The sequence below is a fragment of the Bacillus cereus group sp. BfR-BA-01524 genome (assembly GCF_022662595.1).
Taxonomy (GTDB): Bacteria; Bacillota; Bacilli; order Bacillales; family Bacillaceae_G; genus Bacillus_A; species Bacillus_A thuringiensis_S.
Window position 1 is genome coordinate 1 of record NZ_JAKUDW010000061.1, and the last position, 21,110, is coordinate 21,110.

Here is a 21,110-nt window from a genome sequence, read left to right on the forward strand (position 1 = left end):
GATAGGAATGAACGTTCATTCCGAAAGGATTTTCAAAAGAATAGGAATGAATATTCATTCCGCGTGTAAATTTCATAATGGGAGATGATTTAAATGAGCAAGTTAAAAAGTTGGAGAAGTTTATCTTTTCTATTATGGATAGTTATTACTATTACAATGGTTGTAACGATGCCTAATATGGATAAATTAGTGAAGGAAAAAGGGAAAATTACAATCCCTAATACAGAACAAAGCAGCATTGCTGACAAGATGATTAAAGAGATGGATAAAGAAGGGGTTGAAAAGTATGAAATTATAGCCGTTTTTAATAGTGGCAATAAGGCAGCTTTAACAGATGAACAAAAGAAGGAAATAACAAAAACGATCAACGCCCTGCAAAATGAAAAAGAGCAATTAGGAATTAAGGAAGTTGTTTCGCATTTAGATAATAAAGACTTGGAGAAACAATTAGTTTCTAAAGATAATACGACTATTTTAACGCAAATATCGATAGATAAAAAACATGGTGAAATATCAAAGGTTTCAAATAATCTTCATGAAAAGGTGCAAACGAAAGGGGTAAAAACGTATTTAACAGGAAGTGACTTAATAGCGGGTGATTTTCTTAAATCCTCTCAAGAGGGAGTGAAAAAGACAGAAGTTATTTCAATCATCTTCATTCTTGTAGTATTAATCCTCGTATTCCGTTCACCAGTTGTTCCGATTGTTTCTCTTCTTACAGTCGGTGTGTCGTATTTAGTTTCAATGGGGATTATTGCTCAGCTTGTAGATCAATTTAATTTCCCATTTTCAAACTTTACACAAGTGTTCGTAGTCGTCGTCCTCTTTGGAGTAGGAACAGATTATAACATTTTATTATATATGAGGTTTAAAGAAGAATTAAGTAAACAAGAAAATGCATTTTTGGCCACGAAAGAAACATTTAAATCGGCAGGTAAAACCGTATTATATAGCGGTATAGCGGTGCTAATTGGTTTTGCATCACTTGCGTTAGCGAGTTTTAAATTATATCAATCTACTTCAGCGGTAGCAATTGGTGTTTTAGTATTACTACTCGTATTAACGACTTTAAATCCATTTTTTATGGTGCTTTTAGGAAAAGGAATGTTTTATCCAGTTAAAACATTTAAAGGTCATGAGGATAGTCGCTTATGGGGATTCTTTGCGAAAAACTCAGTAGCAAGGCCATTTATCGCTTTAATCATCGTATTTTTAATATCGATTCCTTTCATATTAAAATACTCTAATACACTAAATTACAATGATTTATTTGAAGTAGATAATAAGTATGAATCAAAGATGGGTATTAACGTAATAGAGGATCATTTTCCGCCTGGTTTCTCTTCACCGAGTACATTAGTCATTCAATCTGATAAAAAGCTGGATGAAGGAACTTCTCTACAAATTTTAGACGAATTAACTGATAAAATTTCGAAAGTTAAAGGTGTATCAGAAGTATATGCACCGACACGTCCAACTGGTGAGAAGATAAAAGAATTATATTTAAATAAGCAAGCGGGAGAATTGAATACAGGATTAGGAGATGCCGATGGTGGCATAAAGGAAATTAATGATGGATTAACGGATGCGAAAAATAAAATGGGAAGTAATGATTCAAATAGTCTTGCGAATGTTCAAAAATTAATTGATGGAACGAACGAGGCGAAAAACGGGGTATCAGCATTAGGAACAGCTTTACATCAATTATCAAATGGCATAAACGACGGTGCACAAGGAGCACAGCAAATTGAGAGTGGCTTAGCTTCAGTAAACGAAAATATAAATGTTCTATCTAATGCAACGTCGCAGCTGCATGCTGGTTATGCACAGTTAGAAAAAGGTTTAAGCTCTTACGATCAATACTTCGGAAGTATTTCTCAAGCAATTGATGGTGCGAAAAAGGGATATGAACAAATTGAAATGTTAATGACCAATTTCGTTCAAACGAAACCAGAACTAGCGAATGATTCAAACATACAACAAACGATAGGAATTGCTAAAGAAGCTCAAAAACAATTAAATATACTTTCAAAAGAATTAAATCAATTAGCAACGCAGCATAAAGCAGCGATGAGTTCATTTAAAGAAGCGAATCAATCGTTACTGAAAGTGGATAACGGCTTAAAAGAAATGAACAATGGAATTAATAAGTTACAAAAGGGGGCAGCGGATCTTAAAAATGGATTAAATGAAGGTTCTGCAGGTTCAAAACAAATTGCGAATAAATCAGCTGAGTTACAATCTGGATTAACGAAAATAAACGATGGGCAAGGGCAACTTTTAACGGGCCTTAAAGACCTGCAGGAAAAGATGGGGCAATTACAATCTGGTTTATCTAAAAGTACAGAAGGGCTTGGAAAAGTAAGCAATGGCCTGCATGACGCGCAGAAATATTTAGGGGAGCTCAATGAATCGAAAAGCTCTGAGAAGTTTTATATTCCAAAAGAAGTGTTAGAGGGAGACGATTTCCAAAAAGCATTGAACACGTACATGTCACAAGATAGAAAGATTGCTAAAATGACCATCATTTTAGATGTAAATCCGTATTCAAAAGAAGCAATGCCGATTATTCAAGAAATCAATAAAACAATCGAGGGCACTGTAAAGGGAACGGAATTACATGATGCGAAAACAGCAATTGGCGGAACAACAGCTAGAAACGTGGATTTAAAAGAAGTAACAGGGCAAGATTTCTTACGTACAGCTACGATTATGTTAATTGGAATTGCGATTGTATTAATTGTAATTACACGTTCATTATTAAATACAATATTTATTATTGGCTCATTACTATTAGCGTACTTTGCATCGCTTGGTATAAGCGAACAAATTAGTGCACATGTATTACATGTAGAGTCATTAAGCTGGAATGTTCCATTCTTTAGCTTCATTATGATTGTCGCTTTAGGAGTGGATTATAGTATTTTCGTAATGATGCGCTATAACGAGATAGAAGGGGATTCGGTAACGAAAATTGTAACTGCATCTCGTCATATAGGAGGAGTTGTATTATCAGCGGCGCTAATTTTAGTAGGGACATTTGCAGCATTAATCCCTTCAGGTGTATTAACACTTATACAAGTAGCATCAGTTGTTGGCGTTGCACTCTTACTATTAGCTTTAATCGTGATGCCGATATTGTTACCTGCTTTAATGGGATTAACGAGTAGATTGAAGAGTTATAAAGAAAAGATAATAAATACGAAATAAGTGAAGACTGTAGGGGATGATTTCTCTACAGTTTTTCTATATATAAAATTTCGAATGAAAAATGAATCCAATGTATTACAGAATGAGAAGTGAATGGTTATATGAGAAAGAGGTCGATGATATACATACAATAGCTAGGGGAATGGATAAAAACTATCCGATTTCATTATAGAAAGGTAATCAACCGTTGCTATTCATCCAGCTTCTACTATATAATAGCTATAGTCTACAATAATTGAGTCGTAATATGCGATTTTTTAAGACAATCGGTGAGAAAACGCTGAAATAAGCGGTATTAGTAGGAGGACACAAATGATTACAGTAAGTAACGTTAGTTTGCGTTTCGCGGATCGCAAATTATTTGAAGATGTTAACATAAAATTCACGCCAGGTAACTGCTACGGTTTAATCGGAGCAAACGGTGCTGGTAAATCAACATTTCTAAAGATTTTATCTGGAGAAATTGAACCATCAACAGGTGACATACATATTACGCCAGGTGAGCGTCTAGCAGTATTAAAACAGAACCACTTCGAATATGAAGAGTTCCCAGTATTAGAAACAGTAATTATGGGTCACACGCAACTTTACAAAGTAATGCAAGAGAAAAATGCTATTTACATGAAAGAAGACTTTAGTGATGAAGATGGAATGCGTGCTGCAGAACTTGAAGGTGAGTTCGCTGAGCTTAACGGTTGGGAAGCTGAGTCAGAAGCTGCAATCCTTCTAAAAGGTCTTGGTATTGGTGAAGATCTTCATGACAAAAAATTATCAGAATTGACTGGTGCAGAGAAAGTAAAAGTATTACTTGCTCAAGCATTATTCGGTAAACCTGATATTCTATTACTAGATGAGCCTACCAACCACTTGGACTTAAAAGCGATTCAATGGTTAGAAAACTTCTTAATGAACTTTGAAAATACAGTAATCGTTGTATCCCATGACCGTCACTTCTTAAATAAAGTATGTACGCACATGGCTGATCTTGATTTCGGTAAAATTCAACTTTATGTTGGTAACTATGACTTCTGGTATGAGTCAAGCCAATTAGCTTTAAAATTAACACAAGATGCTAATAAGAAAAAAGAAGAGAAAGTAAAAGAGTTACAAAACTTCATTGCACGCTTTAGCTCAAACGCATCTAAAGCGAAACAAGCAACTTCTCGTAAAAAATTATTAGATAAAATTACATTAGATGATATTAGACCATCATCACGTCGTTACCCATTCGTTGGCTTCACACCTGAGCGTGAAATAGGAAATGACTTATTAACTGTTGAAGGCCTTTCTAAAACAATTGATGGCGAAAAAGTGTTAGATAATGTGTACTTCACTTTAAATAAAGGTGATAAAGTTGCATTTATCGGTCGTAACGATATCGCGATGACAACATTATTTAAAATCCTTATGGGTGAAATGGAGCCAGATAGCGGTTCATTCAAATGGGGTGTTACAACATCTCAATCTTACTTCCCAAGAGATAACTCTAAATACTTTGAGAACAGTGACTATAACTTAGTTGATTGGTTACGCCAATTCTCTCCACAAGATGAGTCAGAAAGCTTCTTACGTGGTTTCTTAGGCCGTATGTTATTCTCAGGTGAAGAAGTTAAGAAGAACGTTTCTGTATTATCTGGAGGCGAAAAAGTTCGTTGTATGTTATCTAAAATGATGTTAAGTGGTGCGAACGTAATCACACTTGACGATCCAACGAACCACTTAGACCTTGAGTCTATCACTGCATTAAACAACGGTTTAATTGCTTTCAAAGGTACAATGTTATTCACATCTCATGACCATCAGTTCGTACAAACAATTGCAAACCGCATTATCGAAGTAACACCAAACGGTGTAATCGATAAAGAGGCAACTTACGATGAGTACTTAGAAAATGAAGAACTTCAAAAACAAGTAGATGCAATGTACAAAGGTCAATAATATATCATGAAAAAACTCGCTCTTTTTAGAGCGAGTTTTTTTGTCGAGAAAACATAACACCACTGGTGGGGTAAATGAATAATTATTCAAATATAATATTAGTGAACATGAGGATTTTTCATGTATGGAAGAGATGTAATGACTTTAAGATTTAGTTGAAGCAGGGGAATGTAAGGTGAGCAATATAATTAAATAACATTATTTTGTCATGTGAAATATGTACCAAAATTGGAGATAGAATAGTTTGCGAATGAGTTTATAAAGGTATATAGTATGGGATGTCATAATTAGTGGATGAATCTTGGGAGAAAACAGGAAATGTTACAAATTTATTTTGTTAAATAGAAACCAAGGTCAAAATGTTTAAAAAGAAATAGTTGAATAAATACTAGCTTCAAATTATAATTACTAATATTCTTCATATAGTTAAATAAAGATAATCTATTTGAAGAAGAAAATTTGAATAGAGAGACAGACTTATAAAAAATAAGCCTTGGATGATTAAAAGAGGTGGAGAAATGAAACAGTTCTTATTAAAGAGCAAAAGTGTGTTAAGCAATCATTTTGGATTCTTTCTGTTTGCCGTTATTTTATTGTGGCTCAAAACGTATGCAGCCTATGTAACGGAATTTAATTTAGGAATTTCAAACACAATCCAAAAATTCTTGCTGTTTTTCAACCCGCTTAGTTCAGCAGTTCTATTTTTAGGACTTGCATTATTTGCAAAAGGGAAACGATCTTATATTTGGTTAATCGTTATCAACTTGTTATTGTCGATTCTTTTATACGCAAACGTAGTATACTATCGCTTTTTCAGTGACTTTATTACGTTCCCGACATTAACACAAACGAATAACTTTGGAGATTTAGGTGGTAGTATTCTTGCGTTGCTACATCTTTATGATCCACTATACTTCTTAGACACGATTATATTAATTGTGTTAGTCGCAACAAAATTCGCAAATCCAAAACCAATTCGTGTTGCGAAGCATAAATTATCTCTAGTATTTGTAGCAGGTATTTTATTATTCAGTGTTAACTTAGGTCTTGCAGAATCCGACCGTCCTGAATTATTAACAAGAACATTCGATAGAAATTATATTGTGAAATATTTAGGGGCATACAACTACACAATTTACGATGGTATTCAAAGTGCGAAAGCATCAACAGAACGAGCATTAGCTGATGGGGATAATATGACAGAAGTAAGAAATTATTTAACATCAACTTATGCAAGTCCAAATCCTGAGTATTTCGGTAAAGGAAAGGGAATGAACGTAATTTATATTCATTTAGAGTCATTCCAAAACTTCTTAATTGATTACAAATTAAATGGTCAAGAAGTTACACCGTTCTTAAATTCATTTACAAAAGATGCGAATACACTATACTTTGATAACTTCTTCCATCAAACAGGACAAGGGAAAACATCTGATGCGGAGTTTATGTTAGAGAATTCAATGTTTGGTTTACCGCAAGGTTCTGTCTTTACAACGAAATCTCATAATACGTATCAATCAGCACCAGCTATTTTAGGACAACAAGGATACACATCAGCAGTATTCCACGGTAACTACAAAACATTCTGGAACCGTGACGATATTTATAAATCATTTGGTTTTAATAAATTCTTTGATGCGTCATACTACGATATGAATGAAAAAGATGTAGTAAACTACGGATTAAAAGATAAACCGTTCTTTAATGAATCTATTCCGTTATTACAAACATTGAAACAACCGTTCTATACGAAGTTTATTACGTTATCGAACCATTTCCCTTATCCAATCGATAAGGCAGAAGCAACGATTGAACCAGCGACAACAGGCGATTCATCAGTAGATACGTACTTCCAAACAGCACGCTATTTAGATGAATCTGTAAAAGGTTTCATCGATTACTTGAAACAATCTGGTTTATATGATAACTCAATTATCGTTATGTACGGAGACCATTACGGTATTTCAGATAATCATAACGCAGCAATGTCAAAAGTAATGGGTAAAGAAATGAACTCATTTGAAAATGCACAGTTACAACGTGTGCCTTTAATCGTTCGTGTACCAGGAGTGAAAGGTGGCGTACAACATCAATATGGCGGTGAAATTGACGTTCTTCCTACGTTATTACACTTACTAGGTACAGATACGAAAAACTATGTTCAATTCGGTTCAGATTTATTATCACCAGAGCATAAACAAGTCGTTGCGTTCCGTAACGGTAACTACGTAAGCCCAACTGTTACTGCACTGAACGGCAAATACTATGATACAACAACTGGAAAACCTGTAGAATTTACAGATGAAATAAAGAAAAATGAACAAATGGTTCAAAACTCACTAAAATACTCTGACCAAGTCGTAAATGGTGACTTATTACGATTCTACACACCGGAAGGATTCACTCCAGTAGATCGTTCGAAGTATAACTATAACAATCGTGATAAAAACAAAACGAAGGTAAAAACGACTCCGGAAGGGGAAGCTAAATAAATAATAAAAAGCGCTATTCATATGAATAGCGCTTTTTATTTGTAAATATACCATCATTATTAGACAGAACTAGCTGCTGCTTTTTGTTTTGCCTTTCCAAAGAAAACTACACCGACGATGATAATAATGATAAATGCCCATTTAATGAAAGGGTTACTTTCGAAAAATCCAGCAAACCATTTCTCATCTACAATCATTTTTGCAGCAGTATAAGCTAAAACGGCTGCTCCAATCGTAATGATGACAGGAAAACGATCCACCCATTTTAGAATCAATGTGCTGCCCCATACGACTACAGGAATAGACACTAATAATCCAATGATTACTAAAGAAAAGTTACCATGGGCAGCTCCTGCAACAGCGAGTACATTATCAATGCCCATTAACGCATCAGCGATAATAATGGTTTTAATAGCAGACCAAAATCCTTCTTCGGCTTTAATATCATGATTTTTGCCCTCAGCAATCAACTTGTAAGCGATCCATATAAGAAGTACACCGCCAATTAGGAGTAAACCAGGTATTTTTAATAACCAAACGACAACTAAGGTAGCGAGGGCTCTAATAGCAATCGCCCCGACAGTTCCCCATATAATAACTTTTTTTTGTTGGTCTTTCGGTAATCTTCTTGCTGCTAATCCAATTACGATGGCATTATCTCCGGCTAACACTAAATCGATTACAATGATGGCAAGCAAGGCAGACAAATATTCAGATGAGAGAAACTCCATATACATATCACTCCTTATGGTTAATATGTGCTAAAGTGTTGATAATATAAAAAGGGTTGAAATTTTATATTCAATCCATAATTTCTTACTATATTTTGATAAATCTGTTTTAATTTCGTATAAGTCGCTTTTGCAATCTTTTTTGTTTTTCGATTCTTTTTCTTAATTTTCGATTCATCTTTTTAATACGGTTTTCTTTTCTACTATCCCAGTTATCACTTCTGATTTCATTAATAGATGTATCTTCCTTAGCGCGAAAACGCCTTACTTTTTTTACGAAGGAAAGGGGGATGTTGCCGATAACACCTTGTTTTTCTAACGAATCCTCTTTACCTAGACACCAATCAGGATGAGATAATAAATAATCGAAATCAAATATTATCTCGTATTTTTTATCCATATATGTATACCATTCATCTAAAGTACACTTATTTTTTGTATGTAAATATATTGATCCATCAGTCATAGCGCAGCACCAATAGTCAAAATAGCTCCATAGTACCCATTCTTTCGGTACATCTAGTGTTAAAATTACCATTTTTGAATTTGTTCTACCCCAAGCTTTATGATTTCGATTTGGGTAATTATTTGCTTCCCAGACCCAAATAGGATAGTTACCTTCGTAATGAGGCAATCTTGTTTTAGCAACGCGCACCATCCAGTCATATGAATAGAAATCGTCTGGATCGATGAATTCTTTATTACCTTCTAAATAACCAAGTTTCTTAAATTGTTTCCAAGCTTCTTCAGTTTGTACTGTATATACGATCATATGGCACCTACTTATTTAAACTAAATTTTAGTATAACATGTGATTTTGAATTTTTATTGATATTAGAGAAGGGGGAATTTGAGTCGAATATACGAGGAGTAATTCCCAAAACGACAAAAAGACTTGATTCCCAGCTAAAGGGAATCAAGTCTTTTCATTACATACGATTATCATGCCAGAAGTTTAATGGGAAATGTTCGTTCTCATTATATGCTTCTAATTCATATCCTTTTTCTTTCAGTCCTTTAATAATTCCAGGTACTGCTTTTACTGATTGTGGATGAATATCATGCATAAGGATAACTTCTGTTGGATTTGTAGCACCATGTAACACGTTCTCTACAATTTTAGTAGATGCAGCATCAACTTGCATTTTGTTGTATTTCCAGTCTAAAGAATCAATTGTCCAATCCCAAACTTTTAAGCCATTTTCTACAACTTTGTTGCGAAGAGCTTCGTTTAATCCTGGCATAGAGCCGTAAGATGGACGAGTTAATACTGGTGATTTACCTAAAACACCAGCGATTAAGCCTTGGTCTTCCTTCATTTCATCTACGTAATGACCTTCTGTGTAAAGTTTCTTGTAGTTATGAGTCATACTGTGCATCCCAACGTAGTGGCCTTCAGCATCTTCGCGTTTTACAAGATCAGGGAAAGCTTTTACGTTTGAACCAATTAGGAAGAATGTTGCTTTTGCATTTTCTTTCTTTAACATATCTAAAAGCTCAGCTGTGTATTTTCCAGGACCATCATCAAATGTTAAATAAGCGACTTTTCTAACTTGCCCGTTATAATGTTTAGGAGCTTCTTTCGGAGCAAGAGATGTTTGAATCTCACTTACAAGTTGAACAGATTTTGCTTCATCCTCTGTACTAGCTAGAGCAGTATGTACTGATCCCAAAGCCGCTTCGTATGTGAATAATACCCCCGCACAAACTAACATAGCCCTTTTTACTAAAGTTGTCATTCGAATTCCATTGTGCATAATTTTCCTTCTCTCTATAAAAGTTCTACTCTACTATATTAGCAATTATAGGTAGGGAAATGCAAAAAAACTTTTTTACAAGTGTAAAAAAGTTTACTCAAAAGTATGCAAGATTTTATATCAATTGCAGTTTTGAAAAATAGGATGAATTTAAACTTTATTATTTAAACTTTCAATCATCAAATTTAAATCTTCTAATAAGGATGCATGCGCTTTTTTAGGAGAGCCTGTATCAAAGGGAGGCTGAGGGTCGTATTCTAACATGAGTTGAACTGCTTTGCTTTTTTCATCTCCAAATTCCCAAGCTATTAACTGAAGGGCCATATCAATACCTGCAGATACACCAGCAGCTGTTATAATTTTTTCATGGCGCACGAATCTCTCTTCAGTTGGAATAGCTCCGAGAGAACGAAGTAAGTTAAAACAGCTCCAATGACTAGTAGCATTAACACCATTTAGTAGACCAGTAGCACCTAAGATTAAGGAGCCCGTACATACAGTTGTAGTCCACTTTGTCGTTTTATGTATTTGGAGAATCCAATTAAGAGTTTCTTCATCCTTCATAAGTTGTGTAAAGTTTGGTGGACGACATCCAGGAATAACAAGAATATCTGCTGAAGTAATTTCATTAAAATTGTAATCAGCATGTAAATAGCCCATTTTCGAATCTAATTTTATTAATCCCTTCGTTTTAGCAACAAATTTTATGTTGTTATTGCTTTCTGCAGCAAATACTTCGTATGGACCAATAGCATCTAATGCAGTAATTCCATCATAGAGCATAATAACGATTTCCATTAAAACCTCTCCTTTATTTGTTACGAATTGAATCTAGTAACGATAAGGAAGATAAAATTATTGAATATTCTTTTATCTTTACTTTAAATATACTATACCCCTAATGTGTATCGCTTAGTGCAACTGTGTCAAAGGTGTGACGAAATCTATGAATAGGTTCATTTATTTTGAAAAGATGTATTCACTTATTTAATGGGTAAAAAGTTAAATTTACTTGGAATTTCTATTAAAAACGATATGCAACTTTCACAGAAAGAAGAAATGAAAAATATAGTACTTAGGCTAAAGTCTTAAAACGAAAGGAGACTAATCATACTTTCGTATCATTTCATTTTCGTTCCAATTATTGATTCGAATATTTTTGTTTTTTATTAAAATATTGGTAAAGAAACAATTACATGAAAAAAGGAGTGGGAATATGGATAATTATATTTGCACTACATGTGGAGTACAGTATCCCGAAAATGAAGAACCACCTTCTCGCTGTAAAATTTGTAATGAGGAAAGACAATATGTTAATCCAATTGGGCAGTCATGGACAACATTAGAAACGATGCAAAATAGCAATTTATACAAAAACGAAATAATAAAAGAAGAAAGCGGTTTGTATAGCATTACTACTAAACCTAAATTTGCGATTGGACAAACAGCATTTTTAATACAAAGTAAAACTCTAAATGTTATGTGGGATTGCATTAGTTATTTAGATGATAAAACGGTAAAACGTATATATGATTTAGGTGGTATTCAAGCAATAGCACTTTCTCATCCACATTATTACTCTACACAAGTTAAATGGGCGGAAACATTCAATGTACCTATTTATATTCATGAAGATGATAAAGAGTGGGTGGTTCGTCCGAGTAAGCAAATTAAATTTTGGTCTGGGGAGCATCTGATATTATCGGAAGAACTTACATTGCATCGCTTAGGAGGCCATTTTAAGGGTGGAACTGTTATACATTGGATAGACGGTAATGAAGGGAAAGGTATTTTGTTATCAGGTGATATTATACAAGTAGTTTCGGATCGAAAATGGGTAAGTTTTATGTATAGTTATCCCAATCTCATTCCATTACCAGCGAATAAAGTTAGAGATATGGCAGAGAAGGTAAAAGATATCCAATTTAGTCGACTATATAATGCATTTCATGGTGTGGTGGAAGATGCGAATAAAGCTGTACAAAGATCTGCTGATCGGTATATAAAGGCCCTGCAAGGAGAACTATTTCATACGTAATAGCTTGTAATTCATCTCTACATTTATATAACTAATTTTATATGGATTTTATACTAAAGTCCTATTGTTTATTAACTAATAGGTCTTTCAACTTAGGAAGTTCACACTAATGAGGGATGTTAAAGGGAATATATGTAACCTATACTAATTACTATAAAGCTTTGGAAAATGAAAAGGAGGAGATTTGCATGAAGAATTGGGTTCAATTTAGAATTGCAAGACCAACAGATAAATTTGAAGAAGTGATAAGTTTTTATGAAACAGGATTAGGATTAAAACGTATAGGGGAATTTCACAATCATGAAGGATATGACGGGGTGATGTTTGGTTTACCAGATGAAGAGTATCATTTGGAGTTTACTACACATGTTAATGGAAGTCCATGTCCGGCACCGACAAAAGATAATTTACTAGTTTTTTATATGCCTATTAAAGATGAAATTGAAAAGATAGTGAATCGATTAAGTAATATGGGCTATCATGAGGTGGAACCAGAAAACCCGTATTGGATAGAGAAAGGAACCACAATAGAGGATCCAGATGGTTGGAGAATTGTGCTTATGAATGCATCTGAATAAAGAAACTATTTTCATATGAAATAGAGTGTAACAAAATGATTTAGACATAAATCCCTACAGTGTTTGTAGGGATTTTTATATAAGAAGATCTTATTGAGAGAGTTATTAAAATGTAGAAAGTATTTTGGCTGAGAACAAATGTAATAAACATAATTTATGAAGGAGGTATAAAAGTATGATAGTAAACCATTTTGAAGAGTTTTCTAAACATGTTGGAAATACACCTCTCATGAAATTAAAATGCGAAGAAACGAAGGACCTTTCTATCTATGCTAAATGTGAATGGCACAATCCTACAGGATCGATTAAGGATAGGCCAGCACTTGGAATGATTAATAAATATTTACAAGAAGCGGACAAAAAACAAAATATTTTAGAGTATAGTGGTGGAAGCTTAGCGAGGTCAATTGGGTGTATTTGTAATTATTTAGGGATTCAATGCACGTTAGTTTTAAGTTCTGGAACCGGTAAATCCCTATTAAATGAACTTGATCGTTATGGTGCTAACGTAATCTTAGTTGATAAATGTAAAGGGTTCTACGCAGTAATTGAGAAAACAATAGAGATTAGCAAACAAAAGCCAGAATTATACTTTTTATTCCAACATTATAATAATGCAAATCTAGTAAGTCATATAGAAGGTACAGGGCGAGAAATTATTGCACAAATGATTGGAAAACCAATACATGCATGGGTAGCATCTGCTGGTACTGGTGGAACTCTAATGGGAGTCTATACAGCAATAAAGAATTATACAAAAAATGTTGAACTACATTTAGTAATGCCTGCTGAATTGCCTTATGGTTCGGAACAACCACCAAATGATTTAAAGAAATATGCTGGATCAGGTGGGTTCGGCTTAGGAAGGAAACAACATTTCATAGAACAGGAAGAAAATTTGATAGAAAAACAATGGACTTATTCATATGAAGATACCCTGTATGAAATGGCACGTTTTTACAAAGATACTGGTATAAAAATAGGAACTTCTGCGGCAGCGAATTTATTAGCAGCTAAACAAATTGGGAAAGAAAAAGGTGCGAATTTTAATGTAGTTACAGTTTTTCCGGACGCAGGATCAATAGAAGAGTGGTCAGATGTAAAAAATTTAGTTGAAAAAATAGGTGATTGAGAGGACCATTAAAAGTTCTTTCGTAGTTTATATCTTATTCTACGCAAAATTGATACCATCAAAAAACTGTATGTTTAACATGTACAGTTTTTTGATGGTGTAGCTGTGCAATCTTTAGAAATTTCACATACCGTATTTTAAAAATAAATATAGGAAAACCGAAAAGTAATGTAGAATATATCGTACATACATATATACAGTCAACAGAAAAGATAAAGAGGTGGGTATATGTTACTTGAGGAAGTAATGCAGCAACTAGAGGAATATGGAACAGAACAAAATCGTAAAACGTATAAAAACCACGGAGCGAAAGAGCCACTATTCGGAGTTAGTTTTGCAAATTTAAAATTGTTAAAAAAGAAAATAAAAAAAGATCACGATTTAGCAGTTGAATTGTGGGAAACGAAAAATATGGACGCAATGACATTAGCAACTTATATTTTAGACCCGAAGAATTTAACAACAGAACAGCTTAATAGTTGGGTTCAGGATGTTGATTATTACTGTTTAATGGATGTTTTTATGACATCTATATGTACTTCGCCAATTGCAATAGAAAGAATGGAAGAGTGGACAAAGTCTAATGATGAATGGATTGGAAGAGCTGGCTGGTCTTTGTTAGCAAATATATCGATTAAAAATAAAGAGTTACATGATGGTTTCTTCTCTCCATACTTAGAAGAGATTAAAGAAAATATACATAATGAAAAAAATAGAAAAAAAGAAGCGATGAATAGTGCTTTAATCGCAATAGGAATTCGTAATGAAGACTTAGAGCGACAAGCAATTGAAATTGCACGTGAAATTGGAAAAGTAGAGGTTAATCACGGTGCAACATCATGTAAAACACCAGATGCAGAAAGCTATATAAAAAAAGCGAGAGAAAGAGCTGAAAAAAAGAAAGTGAAATAAGAAAAGAGGAACGGCTATGAAACCAATTGAAGCAGCACAAAGCATAATTACATCACAATTTCCGAATTGTGATGTAGCTTTACTCGGTGGAAGCGTTGCACGAGGAGAAGCGACGAAAACATCTGACCTTGATATTGTAATAGTTGACCAAAGTTTAACTTCTTGTTATAGAGAATCTTTCTATAGTAATGGATGGCCTGTTGAGGTGTTTGTTCATAATTTTACAACATATAAAACCTTTTTCAAAATGGATTGTGATCGAGGGAGACCGTCGTTACCACAATTAGTTTCAGAAGGGGTTGCATTAAAAGGGGAAAAGGAAATTGTTGAGAAATTAAAAAAAGAAGCGAATGATTTACTACATAAAGGACCAGCTAAATGGACCGAAGAAACGATTAAGCAGAAGCGATATTTTATTACGGATACTTTAGATGACTTTATTGGTGCAACAAAAAGAGAAGAAGAATTGTTTATCGCTAATTTATTAGCGGATTTAGTACATGAATATGTATTAAGAGTAAATGGTAGGTGGCTTGGAAGTTCAAAATGGTTTATTAGAGTGCTAAGAAGATATGATGAGCAATATGCAAACAAATTTGTAGCGGCTTTTGATCATTTTTATAAAACGGGAGAGAAAAATGAATGTACCATATGTTCAATTAAGAGAATTGACATTAGATGATGTAGAAGATCGCTATCAATGGTCGTTAGATAGAGATGTAACAAAGCATTTAGTCGTACCAGACCAATATCCTCCGTTCACTCGTGGAGATACGAGAATCTGGATTGAAGCTTGTATAAGCCGAAAAAATGGTTATGAACAAAGGGCGATCGTTACTGAGAAAGGTATACATATTGGATGGGTAGACCTTAAAAATTTTGATAAAACAAATAAAAATGCAGAACTAGGAATTGCGATTGGAAATAAAGACTATTGGGGTAAAGGATTTGGAATGGCAGCTCTAAACAGCATATTATAAATAGGTTTTTCCCAGTTTGAATTGGAGAAAATTTGGTTACGTGTAGATGAAGATAATACACAAGCTAAACAGAGTTATGAAAATGCCGGATTTGTATGCGAAGGGTTAATGAGAAATGATCGATTGAGACAGGGAAAGTTCATTCATCGCTATCGTTACAGTATATTAAAAGAAGAGTATGAATCAAAAAATAATAACCTATAAAAATATTATGTCAATTAAAAAGGGGAAGATAAAATGATTCGATTACTTACAAAAGCGGATGCAAAACAATATTGGGAGTTACGTTTACAAGCACTACAAGTAAATCCAGAAGCATTTGTAACGACTTATGAAGAAGCAGTACGTCAAGAAAACCCTCTTGAACGAGTTGCTAGTAATCTTTCATCCAACAGTAGTTTTACATTTGGTGCTTTTAATAATGAAAATCGTTTAGTTGGGGTTGTTACTTTATTAACAGAAGAAAAGGACGCATATAAGCATAAAGGACATATCGTTGCAATGTATATAGATACTGAAAATCGAAGAAGTGGTCTTGCACGTGATTTAATACGTAAAGCAATTGAAAGGGCAAAAGAGATGAAGCTAGAGCAATTGAATTTAGGGGTTGTGTCAACGAACGAACCAGCCAAACGATTATATGAATCAATGGGATTTAAAACGTACGGAATTGAAAAAAGGGCTATAAAAATGAATGGTGTGTATAGTGATGATGAACATATGGTGTTGTTCTTTTAAGAGAGGAAGTTTTGTATGAAAAAGGGGAAAATGCGACTATAAGATGGGGAATATGGCATTTAGCAGATCATAATAGGTATCATCAAGCTCATATAAGTCGATTGAGGAAATTATATAGAGAATATAAACTGCATATTCTTTAATTTTTGAATAAACAAACGCCCCTAAATAATAATTAAAGGAGGCGTTTATTTTTATTCGTTTGTTTTTCTTCCCAAGCTATCATTAAATTTTTATGATGATTTTTTGGTTTTTCAATAGAAAACCAGTAAATTGAATGTGCAATAGTTGGTAGCCATCTTTTATGGCGGATTCGTATATTTTCATGGTGAGTATAGTGGGTCGAGATTAAGGTAGATTTTGACCCTTGAAAATTTTGGTATGTAATATCCTTGATTTCATACCAATACACTTTATTCCCATGAAAATCTACTACAATTCCTTCATCATCCCAATAGGAACCTATATCGCTTGCACGTGTTTTCCATAAGGTTAGGGCATACTTTAGTAGCCATAAGGAGAAAAATATTGAAATAATTCCTAGTAAATCAAATTCTTCCATTAAAGATAAAACACTTATTAGAAGGAAAACAACTCCGAAAGAAAGTACAAATAAAATAGATTGTATAGAGGCTCTGTATATTTTCAGTGTTATCACATCCATAGAAGTAACTTATTTTTAAAATTATTTCTGTTTAATGTTTTTATATTAAGTATAATAAATGAATGTATTATTATCTTTTTCATTGCAAGTGAATGGAAAGTGAAATGTAAGTTTGTATGTAGATTTTTCATCGCGTATACTAAAATATATGTTGTAGAGATTAAAAATTAAATACAAGGGGTTTTACAATGAAAGCAATTGTTATAGGGATACTGGCATCATTTTTCTTTGCCTTTACCTTTGTTTTAAACCGGGCAATGGACTTAGAAGGTGGAAGCTGGATTTGGAGTGCATCATTACGGTATTATTTTATGGTTCCAATGCTATTACTTATTGTTATGTATAGAGGGAACTTAAAGCAACTCTTTCAATATATGAAAAACAATCCGAAAGAATGGTTAGTATGGAGTATCGTTGGATTTGGTCTCTTTTATGCACCGCTTAGTTTTGCTGGAGCGTTCGGACCAGGTTGGCTCGTTGCATCAACATGGCAAATTACAATCGTTGCAGGGATTTTGTTAACACCATTTTTTGTGGTGGATCCACTACATAAAAAACTTCCGATGAAGGAATTAGTTATGTCGGGAATTATTTTATTTGGTGTTGTTCTCATGCAAGTAGAACATGCTTCTTCATTAGGTATTCGTGAAACCGTTTTATGTGTAGTTCCTGTACTTATTGCAGCATTTGCGTATCCTCTTGGAAATCGAAAAATGATGCAAGTTTGTAAAGGGGAATTAGATGTATTTCAGCGAGTACTCGGTATGACATTAGCAAGTTTACCATTTTGGTTTTTATTATCTGGTTACGAAGTATCAACTGGCGGATTACCGTCAAGTAGCCAAGTTTTTCAATGTTTTATTGTAGCAGTTAGTTCTGGGTTAATCGCGACAATATTATTTTTCTTTGCAACAGATCTTGTGAAAGATGATCCACAAAAACTAGCAACAGTGGAAGCGACGCAGTCAGGTGAAGTTTTATTTGCGCTAGTAGGAGAGCTGATCTGGTTATCTGCACCAATTCCGTCATCTTTATCTTGGGTTGGTATGAGTCTCGTTATTATTGGAATGATACTTCATAGTTATGTGGCTGTCGTTGTAAAAAAAGAAGAAAAAATAACGGCGTAATGAGATTAGCTCTTTTTATTAAGAGTTAGTCTTTTTTCATAGAAAGGGATGAAAATATGAATTTACAGCGTGTTGAACAAATTGAAAAAGATTCAATATTAAATGTGCTACAATATGCCGTCGGTCCAAATGAAATAAGCTTAAAGAAGGCAGTATTATTTTACCAAAGTAATAAAGGGACTTTGTACAAATATGAAGAAAAAGCTTGTATAGGTATTGAAGTAATCGGAGCAACTAAAGCACGAGTATGTCATATAGCAGTGGCTTCAGATTATCGTCAAAAAGGAATTGCACTGCAAATGATTAAAGAGATTGTAAGAATATATCAATTGACTTATATAGAAGCAGAGACAGACGATGGGGCGGTAGAATTTTATAAAAGAATGGGTTTTCAAGTTAAAAGTTTAGGAGAAAAATATACGGGAATCGAAAGATTTCATTGTTATTTGGAAAAATAGTATAAAAATATGCATATGGAGTATAGCTTGAAAAAATAAGATTTACATTTTTCTTCATTTAATAAAACTCTCGCTTATCATTCTCTACGATTTTAATAGAGTTTTGAGGCTTCAGTACACCCATATACATATTTTTGTAGTAATGAATATGATTAAGTTAAAAATTAAGAAAAATATGATAATATATTTATATAAAAGTTTAAATTTACGTGGCTAGTGAGGGAACCAATATGAAAATGAATGAAATAGTAGCAAGCACACAATTTCCAAATACAATCGAAACAATAACAAAAGATTTAAAAGCATTAGGAATCGAAAAAGGAATGACAATTATCGTTCATTCATCACTAAGTTCTATCGGATGGATATCTGGTGGTGCGGTTGCCGTAGTAGAAGCATTAATGAAAGTTGTTACGGAAGAAGGAACGATAATAATGCCAACGCAATCTTCGGATTTGTCCGATCCGAAACATTGGTCAAGACCACCTGTACCGGAAGACTGGTGGCAAATTATCCGAGATAACGTCCCTGCATTTGATTCACGTATAACCCCAACAAGGGGAATGGGTGAAATAGTTGAATGTTTTCGTACATATCCGAATGTAGTACGTAGTAATCATCCGTTAGGAAGTTTTGCTGCATGGGGAAAACATGCAGTAGAAATAACAATGAACCATTCATTATCAATGAGCTTTGGAGAAGAATCTCCATTAAGAAAAATATACGATTTAGACGGGTACGTATTATTAATTGGTGTTGGATATGATTCAAATACGTCTGTTCATTTATCCGAGGTGCGTACTGGTGCATGTGAGTTAATACAAGTAGGAGCACCTATTATAGAAAATGGTGAAAGAGTGTGGAAAGAGTTTGTTGAAATGGATTACGAATCTGAGAAGTTTGTAGAAATTGGTGTGGAGTTTGAGCGAAAAGGAACTGTAAAAAACGGGAAGATAGGGAATGCAACGTGTCGTCTAATGAAACAGCGTGATATAGTTGACTTTGGAACAGAATGGTTTCGTAAGAAAAATTAGTAAGGGATGGTTACAATGAAGGGGAAAAAGGTATTAATTACGAGCGGTGGTTGTCTAGAAAAATGGGATCAAGTACGCGGGCATACGAATATGGCTAAAGGTACAATCGGAAGGATAATCGCAGAAGAACTTATAGCTAAAGGGGCACATGTTATATATTTGCACGGTTATTTTGCGGAGAAACCGAGCGATGTACATAGAGGGTTAGAATTACATCCATTTGAAGGAATTGTTGATTTACAAGATAAAATGAAAAGTATCATCACACATGAAAAGGTTGATGCAGTCATTATGGCAGCGGCTGGATCAGATTGGATTGTGGAGAAAATTTGTGATCAAGATGGTAATGTTCTTAATATGGACGGAAAAATTTCAAGTGATATAGCACCGATTATTCACTTTCAAAAGGCTCCAAAAGTATTAAAACAAATAAAAGAATGGGACCCAGAAACAGTACTTGTTGGTTTTAAACTTGAAAGTGATTTAAATGAAGAAGAACTGTTTGAAAGAGCGAAAAATAGAATGAAAGAAGCAAGGGCGAATGTAATGATTGCAAATTCACCACATTCTTTATATTCGCGTGGAGCTGTACATTATGTAATTGGACAGGATGGTAAAGGGAAGTTGTGTAATGGAAAAGATGAAACGGCGAAAGAAATTGTCAAAAGCTTAGAGGTATTATGTAATCGTGTCACTGCTTTTTAAAATTAAGTTTTTAGATAAGAATGAATCCGCATAGTAATAAGTAAGCGAAACTTTAATTGGTGGGAATTTTACTTTTACACGAATGTGAAGCGTATATCAATCAAGAGCTATACACAGAATAATTGGTGAGGAGTGGATTCTATGGAACATTTATTAAAGCAAGCTATTAAACTTAGAAACGAAAAGAAATATGCGCAGTCTAAAGAGATGCTTATAGGATTAACAAACTTTACAAAGGATGCAGAAGTACTGTATCAGTGTGCGTGGATACATGATGTAATGGGGCTAGAAACAGAAGCAGTTCCGTATTATGAGCAGGCAATCGCAAATGGACTTGATGGCGAATCCCTTTGCGGTGCTTATATTGGTCTAGGAAGTACATATCGTTGTATAGGGGAATATGAAAAGGCAATTACAGTATTAGAAGCTGGGGTGAAAAAATTCCCAGAGAACGATCCAATGAAAGTATTTTTATCATTAGCAAAATATAACGTAAACGATCACGAGTCAGCGATGAAATTATTACTTGAAACTGTCGTGAAAGTAGAGGAAGTAAAAGGATTTGAACGTGCCATTTCATTTTATAAAGACCACTTAAATGAGGTTTTTAAATAAA

At 34.0% G+C, this 21,110-nt stretch carries 19 protein-coding genes and 2 pseudogenes; 16 read left to right on the top strand and 5 right to left on the bottom strand.

Annotated elements, in window-relative coordinates:
* The first annotated feature begins 93 nt into the window (after window positions 1–93).
* From MR170_RS20335 to ltaS, 3 genes are all read left to right on the top strand, one after another.
* Entirely contained in the window at window positions 94–3,210 is a 3,117-nt protein-coding gene (locus tag MR170_RS20335) for an MMPL family transporter (protein WP_048563753.1), read from the top strand.
* Window positions 3,211–3,522: 312 nt separating this feature from the next.
* Window positions 3,523–5,148 (top strand): ABC-F family ATP-binding cassette domain-containing protein, encoded by a 1,626-nt coding sequence (locus tag MR170_RS20340; RefSeq protein WP_000633860.1) that lies wholly within the window; start codon window positions 3,523–3,525, stop codon window positions 5,146–5,148.
* Between the two features lie 518 nt (window positions 5,149–5,666).
* A complete protein-coding gene (gene ltaS, locus MR170_RS20345; protein WP_029442622.1) occupies window positions 5,667–7,640 on the top strand; it encodes a lipoteichoic acid synthase in 1,974 nt (657 codons plus the stop codon).
* Between the two features lie 59 nt (window positions 7,641–7,699).
* Here ltaS and MR170_RS20350 read toward each other — a convergent pair whose 3' ends face one another.
* The 4 genes from MR170_RS20350 to MR170_RS20365 form a co-directional block, all read right to left on the bottom strand.
* Window positions 7,700–8,371: a TerC family protein gene (locus tag MR170_RS20350; RefSeq protein ID WP_242309046.1), complete on the bottom strand. Its 672-nt coding sequence runs from the start codon at window positions 8,369–8,371 to the stop codon at window positions 7,700–7,702.
* Window positions 8,372–8,480: 109 nt separating this feature from the next.
* A complete protein-coding gene (locus MR170_RS20355) occupies window positions 8,481–9,143 on the bottom strand; it encodes a DUF3841 domain-containing protein (RefSeq protein ID WP_029442621.1) in 663 nt (220 codons plus the stop codon).
* Between the two features lie 157 nt (window positions 9,144–9,300).
* Window positions 9,301–10,128 (bottom strand): peptidoglycan-N-acetylglucosamine deacetylase, encoded by an 828-nt coding sequence (locus tag MR170_RS20360; protein WP_242309047.1) that lies wholly within the window; start codon window positions 10,126–10,128, stop codon window positions 9,301–9,303.
* Between the two features lie 150 nt (window positions 10,129–10,278).
* A complete protein-coding gene (locus MR170_RS20365; protein ID WP_242309048.1) occupies window positions 10,279–10,926 on the bottom strand; it encodes a DJ-1/PfpI family protein in 648 nt (215 codons plus the stop codon).
* A gap of 418 nt (window positions 10,927–11,344) precedes the next feature.
* Here MR170_RS20365 and MR170_RS20370 point away from each other — a divergent pair, with 418 nt between their 5' ends.
* The 8 genes and pseudogenes from MR170_RS20370 to MR170_RS20405 form a co-directional block, all read left to right on the top strand.
* Complete coding sequence (locus MR170_RS20370) at window positions 11,345–12,166, top strand: MBL fold metallo-hydrolase (RefSeq protein WP_029442619.1); 822 nt, start codon at window positions 11,345–11,347, stop codon at window positions 12,164–12,166.
* Between the two features lie 188 nt (window positions 12,167–12,354).
* Window positions 12,355–12,744: a VOC family protein gene (locus tag MR170_RS20375; protein WP_000800667.1), complete on the top strand. Its 390-nt coding sequence runs from the start codon at window positions 12,355–12,357 to the stop codon at window positions 12,742–12,744.
* A 175-nt stretch (window positions 12,745–12,919) separates the two neighbouring features.
* Window positions 12,920–13,876, top strand: a complete 957-nt coding sequence (locus MR170_RS20380) for a PLP-dependent cysteine synthase family protein (RefSeq protein ID WP_226607059.1) — start codon at window positions 12,920–12,922, stop codon at window positions 13,874–13,876.
* Between the two features lie 228 nt (window positions 13,877–14,104).
* Window positions 14,105–14,788 (top strand): DNA alkylation repair protein, encoded by a 684-nt coding sequence (locus MR170_RS20385; protein ID WP_043938056.1) that lies wholly within the window; start codon window positions 14,105–14,107, stop codon window positions 14,786–14,788.
* A gap of 16 nt (window positions 14,789–14,804) precedes the next feature.
* Window positions 14,805–15,470, top strand: coding sequence for a nucleotidyltransferase domain-containing protein (locus MR170_RS20390; protein ID WP_242309049.1), 666 nt, complete (start codon window positions 14,805–14,807; stop codon window positions 15,468–15,470).
* Window positions 15,427–15,972, top strand: a pseudogene (locus MR170_RS20395) (GNAT family N-acetyltransferase). The gene MR170_RS20390 and the pseudogene MR170_RS20395 overlap by 44 nt, the downstream one beginning before the upstream one ends.
* A 33-nt stretch (window positions 15,973–16,005) precedes the next feature.
* On the top strand, window positions 16,006–16,506 hold the full coding sequence (locus tag MR170_RS20400) for a GNAT family N-acetyltransferase (RefSeq protein ID WP_048563759.1): 501 nt from the start codon (window positions 16,006–16,008) through the stop codon (window positions 16,504–16,506).
* A pseudogene (locus MR170_RS20405) lies at window positions 16,503–16,649 on the top strand (DinB family protein); the annotation flags it as partial. The gene MR170_RS20400 and the pseudogene MR170_RS20405, both read left to right, overlap by 4 nt.
* A 32-nt stretch (window positions 16,650–16,681) precedes the next feature.
* Here the strand turns inward: MR170_RS20405 and MR170_RS20410 are convergent.
* Complete coding sequence (locus MR170_RS20410; protein ID WP_231577719.1) at window positions 16,682–17,068, bottom strand: hypothetical protein; 387 nt, start codon at window positions 17,066–17,068, stop codon at window positions 16,682–16,684.
* 290 nt (window positions 17,069–17,358) lie between these two features.
* Here MR170_RS20410 and MR170_RS20415 point away from each other — a divergent pair, with 290 nt between their 5' ends.
* The 5 genes from MR170_RS20415 (at window position 17,359) to MR170_RS20435 (ending at window position 21,109) form a co-directional block, all read left to right on the top strand.
* On the top strand, window positions 17,359–18,297 hold the full coding sequence (locus MR170_RS20415; RefSeq protein WP_098629549.1) for a DMT family transporter: 939 nt from the start codon (window positions 17,359–17,361) through the stop codon (window positions 18,295–18,297).
* Between the two features lie 56 nt (window positions 18,298–18,353).
* Entirely contained in the window at window positions 18,354–18,755 is a 402-nt protein-coding gene (locus MR170_RS20420; protein WP_016081195.1) for a GNAT family N-acetyltransferase, read from the top strand.
* A gap of 230 nt (window positions 18,756–18,985) precedes the next feature.
* Entirely contained in the window at window positions 18,986–19,789 is an 804-nt protein-coding gene (locus MR170_RS20425) for an AAC(3) family N-acetyltransferase (RefSeq protein ID WP_000783341.1), read from the top strand.
* Between the two features lie 15 nt (window positions 19,790–19,804).
* The gene (locus MR170_RS20430; protein ID WP_016081196.1) at window positions 19,805–20,494 is read left to right on the top strand and encodes a phosphopantothenoylcysteine decarboxylase domain-containing protein; all 690 of its coding nucleotides are present in this window, start codon (window positions 19,805–19,807) and stop codon (window positions 20,492–20,494) included.
* Between the two features lie 141 nt (window positions 20,495–20,635).
* Window positions 20,636–21,109 carry a tetratricopeptide repeat protein gene (locus MR170_RS20435; protein ID WP_142315947.1) on the top strand — a complete coding sequence of 158 codons (474 nt, stop codon included), beginning with the start codon at window positions 20,636–20,638 and terminating at the stop codon, window positions 21,107–21,109.
* The last annotated feature ends 1 nt before the right edge of the window (window position 21,110 follow it).

Coding starts and splice junctions, on each gene's coding strand:
- MR170_RS20335 (WP_048563753.1), top strand. CDS start 94: ATGAGCAAGTTAAAAAGTTGGAGAAGTTTATCTTTTCTATTATGGATA.
- MR170_RS20340 (WP_000633860.1), top strand. CDS start 3,523: ATGATTACAGTAAGTAACGTTAGTTTGCGTTTCGCGGATCGCAAATTA.
- ltaS (WP_029442622.1), top strand. CDS start 5,667: ATGAAACAGTTCTTATTAAAGAGCAAAAGTGTGTTAAGCAATCATTTT.
- MR170_RS20350 (WP_242309046.1), bottom strand. CDS start 8,371: ATGGAGTTTCTCTCATCTGAATATTTGTCTGCCTTGCTTGCCATCATT.
- MR170_RS20355 (WP_029442621.1), bottom strand. CDS start 9,143: ATGATCGTATATACAGTACAAACTGAAGAAGCTTGGAAACAATTTAAG.
- MR170_RS20360 (WP_242309047.1), bottom strand. CDS start 10,128: ATGCACAATGGAATTCGAATGACAACTTTAGTAAAAAGGGCTATGTTA.
- MR170_RS20365 (WP_242309048.1), bottom strand. CDS start 10,926: ATGGAAATCGTTATTATGCTCTATGATGGAATTACTGCATTAGATGCT.
- MR170_RS20370 (WP_029442619.1), top strand. CDS start 11,345: ATGGATAATTATATTTGCACTACATGTGGAGTACAGTATCCCGAAAAT.
- MR170_RS20375 (WP_000800667.1), top strand. CDS start 12,355: ATGAAGAATTGGGTTCAATTTAGAATTGCAAGACCAACAGATAAATTT.
- MR170_RS20380 (WP_226607059.1), top strand. CDS start 12,920: ATGATAGTAAACCATTTTGAAGAGTTTTCTAAACATGTTGGAAATACA.
- MR170_RS20385 (WP_043938056.1), top strand. CDS start 14,105: ATGTTACTTGAGGAAGTAATGCAGCAACTAGAGGAATATGGAACAGAA.
- MR170_RS20390 (WP_242309049.1), top strand. CDS start 14,805: ATGAAACCAATTGAAGCAGCACAAAGCATAATTACATCACAATTTCCG.
- MR170_RS20400 (WP_048563759.1), top strand. CDS start 16,006: ATGATTCGATTACTTACAAAAGCGGATGCAAAACAATATTGGGAGTTA.
- MR170_RS20410 (WP_231577719.1), bottom strand. CDS start 17,068: ATGGAAGAATTTGATTTACTAGGAATTATTTCAATATTTTTCTCCTTA.
- MR170_RS20415 (WP_098629549.1), top strand. CDS start 17,359: ATGAAAGCAATTGTTATAGGGATACTGGCATCATTTTTCTTTGCCTTT.
- MR170_RS20420 (WP_016081195.1), top strand. CDS start 18,354: ATGAATTTACAGCGTGTTGAACAAATTGAAAAAGATTCAATATTAAAT.
- MR170_RS20425 (WP_000783341.1), top strand. CDS start 18,986: ATGAAAATGAATGAAATAGTAGCAAGCACACAATTTCCAAATACAATC.
- MR170_RS20430 (WP_016081196.1), top strand. CDS start 19,805: ATGAAGGGGAAAAAGGTATTAATTACGAGCGGTGGTTGTCTAGAAAAA.
- MR170_RS20435 (WP_142315947.1), top strand. CDS start 20,636: ATGGAACATTTATTAAAGCAAGCTATTAAACTTAGAAACGAAAAGAAA.